General features: G+C 53.6%; 15 protein-coding genes and 1 other RNA gene. 6 read left to right on the top strand and 10 right to left on the bottom strand.

Annotated features, from left to right (window positions below):
* Positions 1–28: 28 nt before the first annotated feature.
* Both DXY16_RS12775 and DXY16_RS12770 read right to left on the bottom strand, forming a co-directional pair.
* The gene (locus DXY16_RS12775) at positions 29–3,208 is read right to left on the bottom strand and encodes a type 2 lanthipeptide synthetase LanM family protein (protein WP_115121540.1); all 3,180 of its coding nucleotides are present in this window, start codon (positions 3,206–3,208) and stop codon (positions 29–31) included.
* A gap of 1,174 nt (positions 3,209–4,382) precedes the next feature.
* Entirely contained in the window at positions 4,383–4,652 is a 270-nt protein-coding gene (locus tag DXY16_RS12770) for a Nif11-like leader peptide family natural product precursor (RefSeq protein WP_115121539.1), read from the bottom strand.
* Between the two features lie 236 nt (positions 4,653–4,888).
* On the opposite strand from DXY16_RS12770, the gene DXY16_RS12765 reads away from it, so the two are divergent.
* A complete protein-coding gene (locus DXY16_RS12765) occupies positions 4,889–5,200 on the top strand; it encodes a Nif11-like leader peptide family natural product precursor (RefSeq protein ID WP_115121538.1) in 312 nt (103 codons plus the stop codon).
* 918 nt (positions 5,201–6,118) lie between these two features.
* On the opposite strand, the gene DXY16_RS12760 is transcribed toward DXY16_RS12765, so the two are convergent.
* From DXY16_RS12760 to DXY16_RS12745, 4 genes are all read right to left on the bottom strand, one after another.
* A complete protein-coding gene (locus DXY16_RS12760) occupies positions 6,119–6,331 on the bottom strand; it encodes a hypothetical protein (RefSeq protein ID WP_115121537.1) in 213 nt (70 codons plus the stop codon).
* Between the two features lie 836 nt (positions 6,332–7,167).
* A non-coding RNA gene (ssrS, locus tag DXY16_RS12755) (6S RNA) lies at positions 7,168–7,351 on the bottom strand.
* Position 7,352: 1 nt separating this feature from the next.
* Positions 7,353–8,537: a 5-(carboxyamino)imidazole ribonucleotide synthase gene (locus DXY16_RS12750; RefSeq protein WP_115121536.1), complete on the bottom strand. Its 1,185-nt coding sequence runs from the start codon at positions 8,535–8,537 to the stop codon at positions 7,353–7,355.
* 26 nt (positions 8,538–8,563) lie between these two features.
* Complete coding sequence (locus DXY16_RS12745) at positions 8,564–9,463, bottom strand: carbohydrate ABC transporter permease (protein ID WP_115121535.1); 900 nt, start codon at positions 9,461–9,463, stop codon at positions 8,564–8,566.
* A 100-nt stretch (positions 9,464–9,563) separates the two neighbouring features.
* Between DXY16_RS12745 and aroB the strand changes: the two genes are divergently transcribed.
* Positions 9,564–10,658: a 3-dehydroquinate synthase gene (gene aroB / locus DXY16_RS12740; RefSeq protein WP_115121771.1), complete on the top strand. Its 1,095-nt coding sequence runs from the start codon at positions 9,564–9,566 to the stop codon at positions 10,656–10,658.
* Here aroB and DXY16_RS12735 read toward each other — a convergent pair.
* Positions 10,651–11,868 carry a class I SAM-dependent methyltransferase gene (locus DXY16_RS12735; RefSeq protein WP_115121534.1) on the bottom strand — a complete coding sequence of 406 codons (1,218 nt, stop codon included), beginning with the start codon at positions 11,866–11,868 and terminating at the stop codon, positions 10,651–10,653. The two genes, aroB and DXY16_RS12735, sit on opposite strands and share 8 nt — an antisense overlap.
* Before the next feature lie 31 nt (positions 11,869–11,899).
* Between DXY16_RS12735 and DXY16_RS12730 the strand changes: the two genes are divergently transcribed.
* Positions 11,900–12,706: a TPM domain-containing protein gene (locus DXY16_RS12730; RefSeq protein ID WP_115121533.1), complete on the top strand. Its 807-nt coding sequence runs from the start codon at positions 11,900–11,902 to the stop codon at positions 12,704–12,706.
* Between the two features lie 29 nt (positions 12,707–12,735).
* Here the strand turns inward: DXY16_RS12730 and DXY16_RS12725 are convergent, their stop codons facing one another.
* From DXY16_RS12725 to DXY16_RS12710, 3 genes are all read right to left on the bottom strand, one after another.
* A complete protein-coding gene (locus tag DXY16_RS12725; RefSeq protein WP_115121532.1) occupies positions 12,736–13,479 on the bottom strand; it encodes a glycoside hydrolase family 104 protein in 744 nt (247 codons plus the stop codon).
* A 298-nt stretch (positions 13,480–13,777) separates the two neighbouring features.
* Positions 13,778–14,872 (bottom strand): hypothetical protein, encoded by a 1,095-nt coding sequence (locus tag DXY16_RS12715; RefSeq protein ID WP_371410918.1) that lies wholly within the window; start codon positions 14,870–14,872, stop codon positions 13,778–13,780.
* Positions 14,869–15,720 carry a TIGR04168 family protein gene (locus DXY16_RS12710; protein ID WP_115121530.1) on the bottom strand — a complete coding sequence of 284 codons (852 nt, stop codon included), beginning with the start codon at positions 15,718–15,720 and terminating at the stop codon, positions 14,869–14,871. Before DXY16_RS12710 ends, DXY16_RS12715 begins: the two co-directional genes overlap by 4 nt.
* Before the next feature lie 65 nt (positions 15,721–15,785).
* On the opposite strand from DXY16_RS12710, the gene nadA reads away from it, so the two are divergent.
* The 3 genes from nadA (at position 15,786) to DXY16_RS12695 (ending at position 19,770) form a co-directional block, all read left to right on the top strand.
* Positions 15,786–16,757 (top strand): quinolinate synthase NadA, encoded by a 972-nt coding sequence (gene nadA, locus DXY16_RS12705; RefSeq protein WP_115121529.1) that lies wholly within the window; start codon positions 15,786–15,788, stop codon positions 16,755–16,757.
* A gap of 229 nt (positions 16,758–16,986) precedes the next feature.
* Positions 16,987–17,964 (top strand): ligase-associated DNA damage response exonuclease, encoded by a 978-nt coding sequence (locus DXY16_RS12700; RefSeq protein ID WP_115121528.1) that lies wholly within the window; start codon positions 16,987–16,989, stop codon positions 17,962–17,964.
* A 99-nt stretch (positions 17,965–18,063) separates the two neighbouring features.
* Positions 18,064–19,770, top strand: coding sequence for an ATP-dependent DNA ligase (locus tag DXY16_RS12695; RefSeq protein ID WP_115121527.1), 1,707 nt, complete (start codon positions 18,064–18,066; stop codon positions 19,768–19,770).
* Positions 19,771–19,780: the final 10 nt, after the last annotated feature.

The following is a 19,780-nucleotide window of genomic DNA, read 5'->3' as shown; positions in this document are numbered from 1 at the left end:
AGCCGGACTATTCATAGGCAAATTCACTTCATCTTGATAAAGACCAGAGGCCACCTGTTAGTAAATTCAGTGTTGTTTTCTTTGATGCAGGATCCTGCATCAAAGCCATTGCCATGCCACTCAAGCCTGTGAAGAATCCTGGAAGCAGAAGAGTCGATTCTCGAGTTCCGAAACAACGTAACTCAAGATCCTTGCCTGTACTCCGCTTCAATGCATCGCTCCTGATGCGATTAGCAGCCAATCGTGCATCATCAACCACAGAGGCGTCCAAACGCCAAGGCCCCATCGTAAGGGCTTCAAGTGTCAGCATCAGTCCAAGGCTGCCGCAACATAGGTGATCGGTGGCCTGCCCCGAAGAAGCAAAAGTGGTTGTGGTGGCTGTAGCAATTGATATTTCCTCTAGGCAAGTGTCATCCCATAAGGAGGTGCCCCATAAGCATGAACGGGCTAAGCCGATACCTGGGGCTCCATGGCACCAGCTCACCATGTAATTGAGATCTTGATCAGATTCACGGAAATCAGGCCAATTTCCTTTTGACTGATTGTAGTGAGCTCTCTCATAGAGCAATGCAGCCTGAGCTCCATTTAAAAAGCGTGATTCTCCAGTTGCTCGATGCAATTGTGCAAGAGCAGCGGCATTACCAGCAGTCCCATGGGAGAATCCCAATAAGCCAGGGTTCCTCGAGCGTGGCTGATCCCAGCAGCCACGCTCTGTTTGTGTGGCTAAAAGGTGATCGCCGGCTTCAGTTGCCACTGCAAGGGCGTGATCGCTAGAGCACGTTAGTAAGGGGGCGATGAGGCCGGCGCTGCCACCAATCAGGTCTAATTGCTGATCGGAGTCGATGAAACGTGAACGAGCTGAGAGGAGAAGCTCGTCCACCCAGTTGGGGAGGCTGAGCTCATGCAAGGCCAACAAGATTCCGCCACAACCGCTTAAGCCAAGCGGTTGATCACGCCACCAACGAAGTCGTTCGTCGTCGTTAGCTTGTTCGAGGAGTTGTGAGAGTGGCTTGAGGATTGAGACACGAAGGTTGCCAGTATTGATAGAACTGTGCATCCTTTCCATTAAGCAAGCAATACCAATAGAACCTCCATAAAGGGAGAGTCCTACAGGACCAAACGAGAATGATTCACCATCGCCTCCCAGATCCATTCCCAACCATTCGACCTGGCCATTGGCATCATGGATTGCGAGATCATTGATTTTATCTACAACCTTTGAGATGCTTTCAATTTCACTATTTTGCTGATCCACAATAAATCCATCAGTACTAGTTACGTCAGTTAGTATCTCTTCAGAGCTCCTACGCATTTGCTTTGCAGTACAGGCACCACGGATCAGACGAAGCTGAAAGGAAATCTCCTCCTGATTCAAATTCAAGAGGCGGTCACGGGCGGCACTCAGGCCGCTTGTTTTGATGAAATCAGAAAGCGTTTCTCCGCTTTGATTCAGATCCAAAGAATCACCATCAATCACATGAGTAAAGAAAGGAATATCGAGCTGCTGCATCTGTTCCCTCTCTGCGCAGAACACCGGCCAATGGAGTGGCTTGGATTCCGAAAGCAGGAAACTGCGAGCCAATTGCTCAATTTTCAAGGATTGAACAAGAGGAGAGCGCAAAGCTGCTGGTTCTAGTTGTTGGCGCTGAATCGTGAAATACACCCTGGTGGCGCGCAGTACAATCCGTCGTCGAAGTCCTGCAAAAAGCTCGAGGGGGCCATCGGAGGCAAGCCACGAATGCCGCATCTTGATCAAACTGTCGCTCTGATCTTGAAACCCTGTACAGAATGGAGTGATGAATCGCTTGAACGGATTATCACTACCTACACCAACAGGGAGACTTGTAGGGATCTCTGATGTTTTGCTGACACGCCCAGGCATCATCCCGTCGCTGTTAAGTCCAAGCCAGCCGTGTGCCAGATAAGTGGCTTCCTTGGCTGGAGACATACCGAGAGCACTGATATCCACAGCAGTCTTTGCGCCGCCGAGAAACATCCACTGGGGCATCAAACCCGAACGAAGAACAGAGCTTTGAAATCGCTTTGCAAGTGTCGATTGTTGTGCCTCTTGCTGATTTTCTTTCGTTTCGCTGACATGATCGGGTACATCAGCCTCAAGCAGTGTTTCGGTATCGATCAGCAATATCTGATCACCGCATGCGATCAGATTCTCATGATGGCAATCTGTGCAACCGAGAAGATGCAGAACAGCAGTGAGTCGACCAGCATTAACGTAAAACCGCTCCATCTCAATATCGTCCTTGACAAGTAGATGTGGTACATACTCCATGTAGCCATATCCATCAGCATTGTGGATAGTGAGGGTGCGAAGCGGAGCTAATATGCTATGACGATTAAGATCAGTTAACAACGATTGATAAGCTGAATCCACACCCATATCCTTTGGTTTATACACAACCTTTTGCTCTGCCTTCATCTCTGAGCCAAAGCTGAGAACTGCTACAGCGCGTCCTCCTCGATGAGGATCGCTTAGACCTTGTTGCACTGCCAGCAATGAATGAGTCATAGGAATCGAGAACAATCGTTCCAGCACATCACGGTCATCACAGATCCGCTCCAGCATTTCAGTGCTTGACTGCAACCAAAGAATCACCACCGTGCCAACAAACCGACCAAGTTCTGGAAACTCCTCCAGCAGATGCTCAAGACCATCCTTACGGTGACGGTGAATGAAACGTTCGTAATGATCCCGCACAGGAGGGCCGGAACCGTCTCCGCTACTACCAAGATGGGCCAGAAGCATGGTTCCTGGAGTGCGTTCCGAATTGAATTCCTCCCAAAGCACTTGTTCCCCAAGACTGCAAAGCCTTGTCAACAGGCTATCGGCCAACTGATCAAACACCTGTAGTAAAAAATATTCAGACCCAGGGCGAGATTTCAATCGGTTCGTCAGCACTAATTTGGCATGACAACGAATAGGCCACCAAAGATCCACGAAGGCAAGTTGCTCTTCGTCGCTGCCAACAGGCAGTAGCGACTGATCCCATGATTTCTTGAGTGCACGCCTACACTCAAGTAGACAACTCTCCCAGTTCAGGCCAGTGGTATTTCGGCTTTGACCTGGTGATTGAAGATACTGAAGGAAGTCCTCCTGGCTGTAGCAATCCCAGAGCAAACGACGAGAGAACTTATGCGGTTCATCCGGAACAATCGCTTCTACCCACTGGTGCTGCCAGTTATTTTTCAAGGGAAACGATGCGTGTACGTGCTTGTACGCTAAGTAGGGATTGAGCCGTTGGCATCAATCTGCCAATAATCTAAGCAGAGGTAGGTCATCTGAGGCCATAGACGAGTTCCAGATGTAGCGATCGAGAGAGGGGTGAGCACGATCTTTACAGGCTAGATGTTCGTGATTTTTGGATCCAAAGAGGAGAAGTGGCTTCAACAGGAAGGACAGTATGGGCTTGGTCAAGCTTCCGCTCAATCTTGTTAGGCATTGGTGAATTCTATGGATCTCATGCAAGGCAAGCTGACGGCCTCTTGATAGAGAGTTTCGTTTAAGGGTGGCAAATCCCGACAGTCGATACAGACAGCATCATCCAGCAAACATACAGGATATAAACAAGCAAAATTCATTCGAACTGGCCCTTTACTAACAGGCAGAAATCAAAGCCAAGTCACACTATATCCTGTGAGCCAAAGCAAGAGTAAGTTTGAGCAAGAACTTCCTGGGTTAAGGCAAGAGAGGAATCATCGCTGAGGTTACACAAACCACTAGTTCATCAACACAGACGATCCATAGGTCGATCCAAGGGCAGTAAAATTTCTCATGGATAGCACAGAATAGATATACAAGACACACCAGAAACGAATACTAGGCACAAAAGCAAGCGGGCCCAAATCAATACGAGATAGAAGTGCTCACCATAACTGATTGCTGCAGGTAAGCAGACGAAAGCCTTACAGGAAGCGAACAAGGCTGGCGGACAATATTGAAATCAACGAGTTGAATGAAGAAGGCATTTATTCACCAAAGCCTTTGAGCGCATGGCCAGGCAAGTGAGGCTACTGGAACTTACATGATTACAAGAACCCGGCAAATGCAGTTTTAACGAAAGGAAGAAGGCTAAACAATCCACAATAAGCGATTGGCTTTTAGCAATTACCGAAAGAAAACCTTAGGCCTATTCGCCCATCACAGTAACATCCTGAAAACCAAGGAATGAAAAATCTAAAAGCAATCGATATTGGCTCATTAGATCAATACTTATGCCTTATAGCTGTCCAATTTCGACAGGCAATGGACTTGAAAGCAAGAAAGTTAATGAGGCTAAGACAGATTTGATTATCCCAGTCGTGGCCTGTTATAAAAAAGCCTAAAAGACCAATTACAGCTTAACAAGACAATAAAGGGCGACTTATCAGCACTCCCAAATCCAATCCTTCGAGTCGAATCGACAGACTTTCTTGGTTTTACCGCACCAGCAAGTGCCACCTCCTGCAATACCCTCCATCTCCTCATCGGTTAGTTCATCGCAGCCTTTTCGATAATCTTGAACACTGATCGAAAAGCCCTCTTCCTTGGCAATTGCACACCAATCGGCATCGGTTTCCACTGCTTTTAACCTGAGCTGAAGAGCGCGATCGTTTTTCACCTTTTCAATAAATGATTTAAGCTGATCGACGGTCATTAATTTGATTTTTTTCTAATATAGTCAGGCCGCTACGTTTCAGATCAATTTAAACAATAATTCATGAGAGCCGACTTGACTGCTCAGTGGCATTTAAGTCCTAATCCTATTGAGAAAGACTGTTTCGACCGGTCAGCTTGACTGAATAGAAACAGTCGGCATCAATGGGTGCTTGGTCCGATTAGTGACAATTCTTCGATCTGATGCTATACCAATAATAGTTATGCAGGCCAACGATGTCTGAAGAGCAGCTCAAATTGTTTCTGATGAAGGTCAAAGGTGATCTCACATTGCAGGACAAGCTCAAAGCAGCCGCAGACGCCGATACAGTTTCACAGATCGCCAAAGATGAAGGATTTCTAGTTCCTCCAGGAATCCTGCTTAATCCCTTATCACCGAATCAAGAGTTTGACCTTACAGATGAAGAAGTTGAAGACGTCGCCGGTGGTGGGAGGCCTTGTAGATTGACCTGTCTTGGTTCTGGAGCGAGTGCAGCCGGTCTCTGTCCGCACCCAACAACTCCAAGTATCAAAAACCCTCCCTGCTAAAATCAACTAATTCTAAAAAGAGATTTCGACGAATAGGGCCACGATAACCAATGGCTTTCCTAGCATAGAGCAAGCATCAACCAGTTCTGCTTTTACTTCCCTAACATCGACACCAAGCAACTGAGATGCGTGGTTATTCGATTAAGTTTATCCCGTCTCATGTGAGAGCAACTGCTGCTTACAGAATCAACCTGATTACGCTCTTTGATCCGTTTGTTGACATTTCCTTATTATATTCAATCTAACTTCTAGCGTCAGTATTGTAGATCTAAGAGTCATCCCACTCACCAAAATGCCCTGCAAAATCAGCGTTTATTTATTTGTCTAATCCCTGCCTAACTACACCCAAAGGTGATCCGATACCCGCACAGATGAGCTTAGTTATGTAAAAATAGGTGAAGTAATCTGGCTGAACATCTCCGCCAGTTAACGGCCATCAGCTAGGCAAGCTGCAGAACAAGAATTTCTCCGGCAGCATTACTGCATAACCAAAGAGGAAGCCAGCATCAGTGCATAGGGTGTAGATCTTAAGCCGCAAAGTACCTCTCAGCAATCTTTAGCCATCCAGCTAGGTACAATTGCCATGGTTGAGATGAATGACTCTGGCATGTTAGATTGGCCTCGCGATGCGGGGGTTTTTAATAACTTGGAGAACTGAGTAGGTCATCGCCCATAACGATCACTAACGAACACTGAATACACAACACAACTGAGATTCCATGAACCCTACAGATTACGAAAAACTGCTCTGATAATCCCTAGCTACCTAGCTACTAATTTTATCTAATTAAGGGCCTAGAAGGGGGATGCATATGGATTAAGGCACAACCCCACTACACCAGCCTCCTCTTGTTCTAAGGCCATCTCTGAAGCGAACTTTTCATACTCATTCGATGGTCTAATAATCATCATGCTTTTCTAAGCAATTGGTGATGGATAAGGATTGCCTACAAATTTTTTGTCATTTGATATCTTCCTGACTGCCTTGTCCTGACCAAGGATTTCGTTGCAATTTTCAGTACCTACAAAGTTTGAAAACTCTAGGTCATCGTCTTCCGGACTATATCCAGCGCCAGTGATAGTTTTCAGCTCATCAATTGAGAGTTCCTTGTCAGAGTTCTTTTCAGGCATGGGTATTAATACTCTCTTCCAAAGTTAGTTGTGATTCACGACCCTTGCCTGGTTCTACTAATTACTTAACTCGATGCCAAGCAGCCTAGCTAAGGAAACGCTGCTATGACTACTGTATTCGTACCTATCCCATGTCAGAAGACCAATTCAACAAGGAAGGCAGCAGAGAAGATCTTTCAAATGAAGAACTGAAGAAGGTGGCTGGGGGTCACCATCTAGGCAAAGTTCAGAACCAGAATGTCGGAGGCAGGATCGCTGCCTTAAGAGCTGGTGCTCGTGGCGTCAGTGCCCAAGGTCTGAGCTGATTGGGGCTATCTCTTCCGATCTCACTGAAGGCAATGGTTCCACTCTGGGTGCGGCTGACAGCAATCACTGCTGTGATGGCAATATCCATAACTGTGAGCTGGTGGACTTGTAGCCCTGTTCTTGGCCTCTGCAGGGGGTGAAGCAGAGTTACGACAGATGAGGTTTGGTCTCTTCCCAGTCGCTTGTCACTCCTTGGGGTTCGGCGGCCGAGCCTTCTGCACGTAGGTGTCGAAGCGCTATAGAACTCACCTGAATGAGCTTCTAGGGAGTGGCTCGATGCCGCCTTCGTCGCCATACGTCCCGCTGGTGAGTTCGTAGCTGAGCTTCTGCGAAGCCCATAAGGGCGAGCTGTGCTCACTCCCTGCTGCCAGACGGCAAGGGGACAGCCCCCTCACTTGCGAAGCCCATAGAGGGACATTTCATCAATCGTCATTTGTTTTGCTCTGGTTAGTGCTCTTAGTTAGTGGTTTGAGTATTCCACTTCAACAGACGCAAAGAGCTAAACCTTGTCAGAGCTTAGGTTTTGAGGAGGGTGAACCGCTGTGCCGTGCGAGCCCCAGTGATCGACCTGGAAGAACCAGAAGGGGCAACAAAGCGGGGATTCGTTTCCGGCTACGAGGCCGGTTTACGGCACCGTCACGACAGTCGCCCCAAGTCGATAGAGAGTCAGATCAGAGCACTAGAGAAAGGCCGTCACCAACACAGCAGTCCCTCATCAATTTAAGGGCAAAGGCCAGATAGAGCGAACCCGTTGCAAGGCGTCCATGGCCTGACGCCAGCGACTGGATGCGTCCTCGCCATCGAGCACAACAGTGACATGACCCAGTTTTCGACCAGGACTTTCACCGTGCTTGTCATACCAATGAAGATTGAGGGAAGGTTCAGCACGCAGGGCTGAAAGGCGTTGATCCAGAGGAGTCGCTTGATCGGCAGGCAACCCCAACAGATTGACCATCAATGCCCCGGGCACCTTGAGGACAGGATCGGGAATGTCGAGGCCAGCTGCAATGCAAAGTTGTTGATCAAACTGACTACTGTGACAGGCCTCAATCGAGAAATGGCCCGAATTGTGAGTGCGTGGAGCAATTTCATTCACAAGTAACCCCTTAGATCCGTAAAACATCTCAATCGCCATCACACCCACGTAGTCCAATGTGGTGAGAAGGGATGCAGCAATATTGTATGCAGTGGCCTCAACGAGCTGCTCAACATCGGCCGGCGCAAACACCCAATCACAAACCTGGTTCGATTGGTGCGTCTGAGCCAAAGGCAGAGCCCGAACCCGGCCGGACTGATCGCGACTGACCACCAGGGCCAGTTCGCTCTCGTAATCGACCCAGGCTTCCAAAATCCAGTCGTCAGGATCGACAGATCGCAACAGTTCAGCCAGGCAGTCAATGGTTTTCAACACCCTGGTGCCCCTGCCGTCGTAGCCACCGGTCACGGCCTTGGCCATTACAGGGAACGACCAGCCCTTGGGTAATGACGGAGCACCTGGATCGATAGAGATCAGTTCAACCCAGTCAGGACTTGGAATGGATAACCGATCGAGCAGTTGACGTTGGTGAAGCTTGTTCACCAGGGGTTTCAGACTGGCCAGCGAGGGCCGAAACCGAGCTCCTTTGCGCTCAAGAGCTGTCAGGGCTTCAATGCTGACCCACTCATTCTCAAAGGTGATGCTGCTACATCGCTTCAGCAATGCCTGAGTGGCGTCAGCATCAACAGGATCCGCCTCAATGACGTCCGCCGCAATCTGGGCAGCTGGATCAGCCAGAGAAGGGGTCTGGACGATCACCTCCACATTCCGCTGACGAGAGGCATCAACGAGCATCCGTGCCAGCTGACCACCGCCAACGACGCCTATCCGGGAGAGTCGGTTGTCAGCTGCTGCGCTGGTCATGAAAAGGGGGTTGTGGCTGATGGTGTTCAGATCAATCCTCGCTCGCCGGCGAAAACCAAACGAAACAGAGTCAGGACCATCACCAGCAGGAATAAGGCCAAGCCAACTGTGCAGGCATAGCTGATCTCGAGTTCCGAAAACGCCTGGTCATAGACGTAATAGACAAGGGTGCGGGTCGAATCGGCTGGCCCACCCTGGGTCATGAGAAACACCTCCTCAAAAACCTTGGTGGCCGCGATCGCAGAAATCACTGAAACAAGAGTGATATACGGGCGCAAAAGGGGAAGAGTGATATCAACATGTTTACGCCAGCCATCGCTGCCATCCAGCTCAGCAGCTTCATAGAGCTCCTGAGGGATGCCCTGCAAGCCTGCGAGAAAAATCACCATGTAATACCCAAGCCCCTTCCACAACGTCACGAGCATCACCGAGGGGAGTGCCAGAAGCGGGTTAGTGAGAAACCCGATTGGCGCAAATGCGTCTCCTAGCAACGCCACCATCCAGCCGTTCACCAGACCGTTTTCGGCGTAGAGCCATCGGAACGCGATGGCTGCCACCACAATCGAAACGAGCACTGGTGTGTAGAAGCCTGCACGGAGGACATACATGCCCGGTAAACGACGGTTGACCAGAACCGCCAGAGCGAGTGACCCCAAAACGATGGGGGGAACGATCCCAATCAAATAGAGCAACGTGGTGATGAGCACCCGATAAAACATCGGATCCAAACTCAACCTGTGCAGATTGGCGAAGCCGACAAAACGCAGTGGTTCGGAAACATCAAGGCCTGTCTGGGTGAAGGTCATCACCAAGGCCATCAAAGCGGGCACGAGCACCGAAATGGCCAACAACACCAGCGCAGGTACGAGAAAAGACCAAGCCGTGATTGTCTGGCGCCATTTGCCTAGATCAAGCCTGCGGCCCATGCACTCTCAGCATTCTTCGCGGAGGTTAGGCGGGATGGCCGATCTAGACGGCAGAGTGGAGCGGTCTTCAGCCGCGCCCCATGGCGCTGATTGCCCTCTGATGCAACGCATCCCCGTCAAACTCGCGTTGAACCCATACAACGTTGTGATCGGGAGTGGATCACTTCAGAGTCTGGGCGAGGAGCTTCTGCGCACAGATCGCCCTGCACCTCGCAAGGTGCTTGTTGTCAGCAACCCGGATGTGGCCGCTCCCTATGGGGAGACTTGCTTGAAGAGCCTGCGAGAAAGCGGCTACGAACCGGAACTGCTGGTCATCGAGGCCGGAGAAGACCAGAAGCATCTGGACACGGTGAGCAGGATTCACGATGCAGCCCATCGCTTACGGCTCGAACGCGGTTCCTTGATGGTTGCCCTCGGTGGTGGGGTCGTCGGAGACATGACGGGCTTTGCAGCGGCAACCTGGTTAAGGGGTATCGCGGTTGTGCAGGTGCCAACCACGCTGCTCGCAATGGTGGATGCAGCGATCGGAGGAAAAACCGGCGTGAATCACCCGGGGGGGAAAAACCTGATCGGGGCTTTTCATCAACCCAAACTGGTGCTCATTGATCCGTTAACACTCAACACACTGCCAGCCAGGGAATTCCGTGCCGGGATGGCAGAAGTGATCAAATACGGAGTGATCGGAGATCCCGAGCTGTTTGCTCTTCTCGAAAACATCGAGACACTCAGTGATGCTTCTGGTCTAGGCGAACAAAACCTGCAAACCATTCTCGAACGATCCACCCAGGCCAAGGCCGAGGTGGTAGCGGCCGATGAGCGCGAGGGCGGTCGCCGCGCAATCCTCAATTACGGTCACACCTTCGGGCATGTGGTCGAAAATCTCACTGGATACGGAACCTGGCTGCATGGAGAAGCCGTTGCCATCGGCATGGTGGCCGTTGGAGAGCTTGCGGTTCTACGTGGCGACTGGAGTCGCCTCGATGCAGATCGACAACGCCGATTGGTGCGGAAATGCGGCTTACCCGCGATTTGGCCGGCCTTGGCACAGGATGCCGTTCTCGACACCCTTCAAGGAGATAAGAAGGTTCAAGACGGTCGAGTCAGATTCGTGATTCCCTCCACCATCGGTTCTGTCCATATCGCTTCTGATGTCAGCAGCGAAGAAATCAGATCTTGTCTGGACTGTCTCAGCTGATCTCCAACGGAGGCTCCAGGAATCGCGCCTGCAAAGGCAGAGGATCGTCCGAAAGATCTCGGCAACGCTGCAGAGCAATCCAGCGAAAGTCACCAAGAGAACCAGGATCCACAAGACGAAGCAATGCCTCCCGGCGCTGCAAAGCGAGAGCCAACTGGTCCGTGGGCAATCTCTGCAGATTGTGCAAGCGTTCAGCCAGGCCGAGTGACAGCAGTGCCTCCCCCTGTCGGCAGTGACCCAGGCAGAGCCAGCCCCGCTGGCGCGCCTGGGCGATGAGTGTATCGATGCAAAGGTGCGCTGTCAGATCTGTCAAACCTGCCTGGCCGAGCAGATCGTTCGACACCTTCTGATGGCGGTAGGCAAGCAAGGTACCGGCGCTGCGCAGGGCGCTGTAATAACGAGCTGCCTCATGGGCGTAGTCAACAATCAGCAGCACTCCCTGGCCTAAGGCACCTGCCGCTGACTGGAGCCAGTCGGGAACACTGTGATGCCATTCCGTGGTCCAACCCTCTGGGGCGCCCGCCGGAGGCAGGACCAAATCGCACTGATGCTCTGCCCATTGCAGTTGCTGTTCCAGAGCCTCAGGCAAAGGTTGCTCAGCCCACTGAAGCCGCACTGTCTGATCAGACCCCATGGCTGCAGTGACCAACAACTGATTCAGCTCTCCCTCTCGATTCACAAGTCGTTCCACGGGCAGTGCATCGAGTAATTCGTGAGCCAGAAAGACCCCGATGAGCGGTTGCGAAGACAATTGCTCAAGACTGCGCCAGGTCACCGCCAGCGAGTCGACCTGATCGAGGCGCTTCCGTTGGCGAGCAGCCATCCCTTGATTGAGTTCCACCAGAATCAACTCAAGGCGATCAAGCCACTCCGGTTGCAAGCGATTCAACTCAGTGATGAGATCAGCGGCTAGATCTCCTTCTCCCGGACCGATGTCCACAAGGCAAAGAGGAACCTCTGGATGAAGAACCGCCAGTTGATCGAACCATTGCACCAGTTGCAGCGCCAAGAGAGCCGCGAAATCTGGACCCATGGATGGAGAGGTCACGAAATCGCCATCAGGCCCAACGCGCAGGATTCCGGCTCCGTAGGCGCCATGGTCGGGATCATGCAGAGCCAACTCCATGAAGCGACGGAAGGAGATGGTGCCGCCGGCCTCTTCAAACCGCGTGACCATCCAGGCCGGACAAGGCGCACCGAGGCTTTCCATTCGAGAGAATGCCGTTCACTGCACTGGAGCTATGGGAGCACACCGAGGCTTTCGCCCTGTCCTGGCGATGCTCTCCCTGATTGTTCTGCTCATCGCAGGCAGTCCGGCCTGGGCCAGCGACAATCCGGAATTGCTGCCGGATCACCCCACCCCCGTCATCGATCTGGCAAGAGCCCTCAGCGATCGGCAGCGCACAGAGCTCGAATCCAACCTGACAGCATTTGAGCAACGCACCGGATGGAAGCTGCGTGTGCTGACTCAATACGAGCGCACTCCGGGAGTGGCGGTCAAGGAGTTCTGGGGCCTTGATGAGCGCAGCGTTTTGCTGATCGCAGATCCTCGCGGCGGCAACCTGCTCAATTTCAATGTGGGTGATGCCTTTTTCGCTCTGATGCCACGCACCTGGTGGGTGGAACTGCAGACGCGATACGGCAATCAGTTCTATGTGCGTGACAACGGTGAAGACGGATCGATCTATGCAGCCCTAGATGCCGTTGAGGTTTGCCTGGATCGTGGCGGTTGCCAGGTTGTACCGGGGCTACCGCTGGAGCAGTGGCTCTGGACCCTCACCACCTCTGTGCTGGGTGGGTTGATCGCCGGATTCGCTGCTTACCCCAGAGAGAAAAGCGATCTGATCGCCTGGCCGTGGCTGCTGCTGCTGTCTCCTTTGTGGGTGATGTTGTTTGGCATCTTCGGAATCGCACCGGTGGTGACCCGAACCAGTGATCTACTGCCCGTGCTTCGCAATGGCATGGGATTCCTTGGAGGTGCCGTGCTGGCCTATTTGATTGCACAGGCGACCGTTGGTCGGAAGCTGGAAGAATCCGATGGTTCCTGAAGGGGCTGAAGGTGTGTGAGCAGCGGAAATCAGAAGCCGCAGAGGATGGTCGGAGGCCTGCAAACAGGACCTGAAGGCTTGGCAGTCTCGTCTTGATCTGTAGAGAGAGCTTCTCGGCGCTGATCGCGCACACGACGAAGTTGAGCCAGGCTAACGTTGTAAAAGCTATGCAACCGGGTAAAACGTTTCACCGGTTGTCCGTAGTAACTGACGCCGCGAAGGGTTGGGAACGAGGCCCACTCAGGAGCAAGCAGAGCAGCGAGTTTGGGGGTCAAGTTGCCGGTATCAGCCAAGGGAAGGGCCTTCCGGCGTTGGATCAGATAAATCGCGCCCTGGTCCTGGGCTTCAGGACCAAAACCACGCACGCCAATGCTGCGTTGCACCATCTCCCAGGTGAAGGGCATGAATTGATAAGCACCCGCAGCTGCACTGGCATAACGAGAGGAATAAATCACGCGGTTGGGGTGACGTTCGAGGGAAGCCATCAGGCCGCCTCCGAACATGACGCGATAACCAAGGTCAAGACCTCCCTTCCAGGTTCCTTCAGCGAAACGGATGGTATTGAGAAGGGCACGGCGCTCAGGTGTGATCACATAAGGAAGCCCGATTGCCGGGGCTTCCTCGGGTAATTGAACGGAGAGAGAACGTGCTGAGGTCTCAGGAGAAGGGAATGGAATGGTTGCTGCCTGCCCTGCAACCGATGGAATGAAGACACAAGTGCTTGCGACGGCCCCTGCAAGAACACGGCAGGTGGTCGGAGCAAGAAAAGTCATGAATTGCGTTCAGGGAGCAACGGTGTTGAACACACCAGTGGAGAACCAGAAGCGGATGGAACCCACAACAAGGAAGAGATTTCTGAATTAAGCAGAAAAACTCATGTCCGTTGTCAACCGAACTCTCCCGAAAGAATCACCATTGCCCATCCCACGCCGGACAGTGAGGCAACCGTCCTGGCATTGATGTCGGTTTTTGAATCGCATCTCGCCGCTCAGCTAGCCCTTGAGACTTGGCTTTGAGCCGACGCAAGAAACCATGCGGCTTTTGAATAAGAAAGGCTTATCTCAGAGTGGTTTAAGCGGATCCCCGCATCACAAGGCGGGAAATCTCCAGGGCTGCAACCTCAGCACCGTTCGCCGGTAACGGTGATTCCGTGGATGGAATCAAGGGCTGATTCAGCTGCCAATCACCCTCCGCAAAGCCGCGGGCTGAGAGAAGACGATGACAACCATGACGACGCAGACCTTGCATCAACGCCCTCGCCTCTGCGAATCCCTCTCTCTCAACGACATGCAAACCCAACCCAGCGCTCAGCGCCTCAGAGAAAGTGCTGAAACCAGGTTTGCCCAGCAAGCGCTCACACATGGGCATGACATCGACAGGTCGAACTCCAGCTGGAAGCAACGTCACGTTGGTGATGGCCCGCAGGTTGTCGGCATGACGGGGATCTGAAGGAGGCGCCATCAGGAAATGATGGTCGGGCCAGAGATCAAACAATCGGGGATCAATCGAGAGGCCCAAACCACCAAAGCCAACAAACACCAATCGGGTTTGAAGGCTGCTGAGGCAATGCTGAAAATCCAAAGGCACAGGTCTGGGCTGGGCCGAAATCAGTCCGATGCTGCGTTCAGGCACACCCCAGTCCATCGCCAGATCGAAAGGCATGCGCAACAGACGATCACCGCTGGCATAAGCCTCCCTGGCCTCAAGGCAGGGAGGCTGAAAGGCTCTCCCCAGCGGGGAGTAAATGTCGTCCCAGCCAAAATTTCCCATCCATACCAGCTGGGCATGGATGCGTCGGGCCAACGTACTGATCGCAGGTGGAATGTCCCCGAGCACCACAACAGGCAGCCCCTGAGCCCTGATCCAGCGAGCTTCCTCGTCAATCTGCTCCGGGAGATGGTGTTCCAGGGTCCGCAGAGCCATCAAGGTGGCCTGCTCATCACAATGGAGAGCATCGGCCTGCACCATCCCCACATCCCAGCGCAGCTGCCGAAAGAGAACGGGCAAACCCGCGAAAACAAGCTTGAGGAAAGCTGGATCCACTTTGGAACTGACGACGAAGCGCCAGAGCGGATGCAACGCATGTAAAGCCGAAACCACGGCCGCCTGACGGGCAGCGTGGCCGTAGCCATGACTGCTGAGAGCGAGATAAACGAGCACCTTCATGACGGGATGCCTTCGCCAACTTGATAAAGGGTTTCGGCGTAGGCCAAAGATCCATCGGGCAGGTACCAGCGATGACTCACATGATTGAGCTGACCATGCCCGAACTCGACCCAGGAGAAGTGGGTCAGGGTGCGATCGTCCCCATCCAGGCCTCGACGAGGGACACAAGCCGCATTGAGGTAAACAGTGCCATGACGGTCGCGGTAAAAAGTGCGGCGCTGCCCTTGTTTCGCTTTCAATTGATGGTGCATGTGACCAAACACCACCAACTGGGGACGACGTTGGCAGCTCAGGCGATCGATGGCCAAAGCGAGATCACCATCCCCCCAGTCACAGGCTGGAGCCTTCCAATCCCTGCCGCAGGGATCACCAGCCTCAGACCCCAGTCCGGTCGGTCCGCAGTGCGCAAGTAAAACAAGCGGCCAATCGTCAGGGACCGCACGACATGCCTCCACAATCCGATCGGCCGACTGTTCCATGGTGAGCGGACCAACAACCGCCTCAACAGCAGGGGAGAGGTGAAAACCTCCACCAGCCGTACCTGGACGACAGCCAACAACACCCAAGCAGGGGGTGTCCCAGTGACGCATCCGCCAGGCACAGTGCAGATCACCCAACAGATCAATCTGTTGTTGAAAAACAGCCCCACTGCGATCTCGGCCGCGATCGTGATTCCCCAGGATCACCGCCACAGGAAAAGAGAGACGTGTAATCGCCTTCGTCAGGCGTCGGTCCCCGTCGCTGAGGTCACCTACAAACAAAACGGCATCGGGGGCAAGGCAATCAAGCAGACGTGCATCCGCATCAGACCAAACCCCATGCAGATCACCAGCGATGGCCACACGCAGGCTTGGGGACGTTGCAGTCAGGGGGGGTGCCTAGGCTGATCCCCATCCTGCCGCAGATGGTCCTAATGACCGCTGTTTCTGTTCCCGCATCGGCCGTGGTAGCCCCTCCGCCACCCACGGAACTGGCAGCGGCGATTGACGCCCTGAGGCGCCAACGCAACGCGGTGATCCTGGCGCACTATTACCAGGAGCCAGAGGTGCAGGACATCGCCGATTTCATCGGAGATTCGCTTGAACTCTCACGCAAGGCAGCCAACACCGACGCCGATGTGATCGTGTTTTGCGGTGTTCACTTCATGGCAGAAACAGCAAAAATTCTCAGTCCAGCTAAAACCGTTCTCTTGCCTGATCTCGAGGCAGGCTGCTCCTTAGCCGATGACTGCCCTCCGGATGAATTCGCTGCCTTTAAGGCGCAGCATCCCAATCATCTGGTGGTGAGTTACATCAATTGCAGTGCTGCGGTGAAAGCTCAAAGCGACCTGATCTGCACAAGCAGCAACGCCGTTGATCTTGTCCGACAGCTTCCTGATGACAGACCCATTCTGTTCGCTCCGGATCGCAATCTTGGCCGTTGGGTTCAGAACCAGAGCGGCCGAGATCTCACTCTTTGGCCTGGACGCTGCATCGTGCATGAAACCTTCAGCGAGGAGGCACTTCTCAAATTGCAACTGCGTCATCCCGATGCCGAAGTGATCGCCCATCCAGAGTGCATCCAATCCCTGCTTGAACAGGCAGATTTCATTGGTTCCACCAGCAAACTTCTCCAATACGCCGAAACCAGCACCTCTGAGACGTTCATCGTTCTGACTGAGCCTGGGATCATTCATCAAATGAAGAGGAGGCTTCCTCAGAAGCACTTCCTCGATGTTCCTGGCACTGATGGATGCAGCTGCAACGCTTGCCCCTACATGCGGCTCAATACCCTCGAAAAGCTTCATGCGTGCTTGGTGTCTCTCTCGCCAGAAATCACCATGGAAGAATCCCTTCGCGCCCAAGCGGAAGCACCGATCCAGCGAATGCTCGAGATGAGTCGCTGATCGGAACCAGCCGTTCTGAGATACGTAGCACCGACGTTCCGACGAACACGTCATCGCCCCCGTACGCCATTGCGGCAGGACAGGGGCTGGGATGGTGCCGACGCGATCGACAACCGGGCATCCCAAGCGGAGAACGGCCTTGAATCGGAGCTCGCCAAAGCCGAGCAAACAGCACTCCACCCAAACGATCGGCTCTCAATCCCAGTGATCGCAAGGTCAGAATGTCTGCATGCCAGTCATGGAGCTCACCGATAGCGGTCTGTATTGCCGCAGGGCTGATGCCTGGATCGACCCGCACCGCCCCGTGCGTAGAGCTTTGATCACCCACGCGCATGCAGACCATGCCAAGGCGGGGTGTGAGGAGTACTGGGCCACCACAAATAGTGCTGGAATCCTGCGCCAACGTCTCGGGCAAAACATCAATCTCCAGACCCTGGCCTATGGGGAACAGCACCGCATCGGAGCGGCAACCCTGTCCTTTCACAGTGCTGGCCATGTTCTCGGCAGCGCTCAGATCCGTGTGGAGGTCGATGGAGAGGTGTGGGTGGTCACAGGCGATTACAAACGTTCTGCCGATCCAAGCTGCTCTGCCTTCGAACCTGTGAGCTGCGATGTGTTGATCACAGAAGCGACGTTCGCTCTACCGATCTATCGCTGGCTTGATGGCGCAGCGATAGCGCACGACATCTGCAACTGGTGGAAAAGCGACACAACGCGACCGTCTCTGCTGTTCTGTTATGCATTCGGCAAAGCCCAAAGAATCCTCGCAGAGCTCGCCGCAATTGGCCTTGATGATGAGGTCTTGCTGCACGGAGCCGTGGAGACCGTCACACGTCATTACCGCTCAGCGAAGGTCGCGATGTTGCCCAGTCGTCCAGTGAGTGAAGTCGCTAAGAACGAAAGCCTGGCTGGCCGACTCGTGCTGGCACCACCATCAGCCCACAGGTCGAGCTGGATGCGCCGATTTCAATCACCACAAACCGGCTTTGCCTCAGGCTGGATGGCTGTGCGCGGCGCGCGACGCCGACGGGGGTATGAACGTGGCTTTGTTCTCAGTGACCACGCCGATTGGCAAGGACTGATCCAAACCGTAAAGGAGAGCAAAGCGAAAAAGGTGTTTGTGACCCACGGCCAGAACGATGTGCTGGTGCGCTACCTCAAGGAAGTCGAAGGAATCGACGCCACTCCCCTCAGCGAACTCAGTTGACCTAACGTCAACCTCGGCTCGTCAATCCTGTGCTGGTCCTTGTTCTGCTCAGCCAACACCTGCAACACCTTGCCCTTGGCCTCAGCCTGACCCCGATCGGTGGAAACATTCGGTGAATTAATCGATTGCTTGGATGGCACCAGCAGCTCCTTGCGCAAAGTGGAGTTGCTCAAGCACTACCTCGTCGCCGTTGATCCCAAGGATGGATGCTGGGCCTTGGCACTGCTGCTCGGGGAACGCCGACGTCGGATGCTGACGGGGCGGCGATTACGCGAGATCCTGCAAGAGTCAGTCGCATTTCCAGAGTGGTTATTCAACGAATGCCACAGCCACGTCGGCGATTCAGCTGAAACGATCTGCCTGTTATGGCCACAGTTGAAGGATCAATGCCTCCAACGGCCTGAACTGAAGGATCCACAACTCCGCGAGCTCCTCGCAGCAGTGGCGAACAAACCCGCCTTGCATTGGTGGATGGAGACGTTATTGCCGTCCTTGGCGCGTTCCTCCCCAACCCAGCAACAAGAGGCCATGCTCTCGATTTGGGCGACGGTTCCGGAAGAGCATCATTGGCTCCTCAACAAACTGATCACCGGTGGGTTTCGCATTGGTGTGGCCCGCGGCCTCGTGGTGAAAGCCATTGCCGCTGCCTTCTCTCTACGCAACACCGATGTGCTGGAACGACTCATGGGAGAGGTTGAACCCAGTGCCGAGTGGTTTGATCAACTAACAGCACCGGCGAAGCAGACGCGACGCGATCGAGGGGCTGTGCCTTACCCCTTCTTTCTGGCTAGTCCGGTGCAACTAGAGAGAATGGTCTGCACACCAGCGGAAGACTGGTGGGTTGAATGGAAATGGGACGGGATCCGAGGGCAGCTGATCCATCGCAAAGAGGGCGTCTTTCTTTGGAGCCGCGGTGAGGAACTGGTGAATGTCAGCTTCCCTGAGCTGGTGACGATGGCCAAAGCATTACCGGTCAACACTGTGCTTGATGGTGAAGTGATCTGTTGGGAACGTGATCAATGCCGTCCCCTTCCTTTCAGCAACCTTCAACGCCGGATCGGCCGTAAGCATGTCGGGGCAAAGATTCGTCAGGAATGCCCGGTGCAGTTCATCGCCTATGACCTACTTGAGCAAGAGGGTAAGGACCTCCGAGCACATCCTCTTGTTCAGCGCCTCACTGCGCTTAATGCCCTGAACTCTGTTGCAGACATTGAGGAGAGCTGGCGTCTGCAACGCAGTGCTGGCCATCGCCTAGAGAGTTGGGACCACTTGGCGCAGCTGCGCACAATTGCAGGGGAAGGCGGTGCCGAAGGGTTGATGCTCAAACAACTGAGTTCGCCCTATCTGGCAGGACGTCAACGAGGTCACTGGTGGAAATACAAGCTTGACCCCATGCGGCTGGATGCTGTCTTGATCTACGCCCAGGCAGGCAGTGGTCGCCGCGCAAACCTTTTCACGGACTACACCTTCGCTCTTTGGGATTGCAGGGCGACGGATAACAACAAGCCCAAATTGGTGACCTTCGCCAAGGCCTATTCCGGCCTTGGGGATGCTGAAATTCTGACGCTTGACCGCTGGATCAGGAGCCATACCCGCGAGCGGTTCGGACCGACAAGGGTCGTGGAACCAGAACTGGTCTTTGAACTCGGCTTCGAGGGGATTCAACCTTCCAAAAGACACAAGTGCGGACTAGCCGTGCGCTTCCCACGCATCCTGCGTTGGCGCCACGACCGCACGGCGCAAAGTGCCGATTGCTTAGAGAGTGCGGAGCAGTTGTTGAACAGCCCACGAGGTGAGAGACGTTGACCCCAGATAC

Source organism: Synechococcus sp. UW105, from assembly GCF_900473935.1.
Classification (GTDB): Bacteria; Cyanobacteriota; Cyanobacteriia; order PCC-6307; family Cyanobiaceae; genus Synechococcus_C.
The sequence above is the reverse complement of the archived record's forward strand: the minus strand, read 5'-3'. Positions and strand labels throughout refer to the sequence as shown.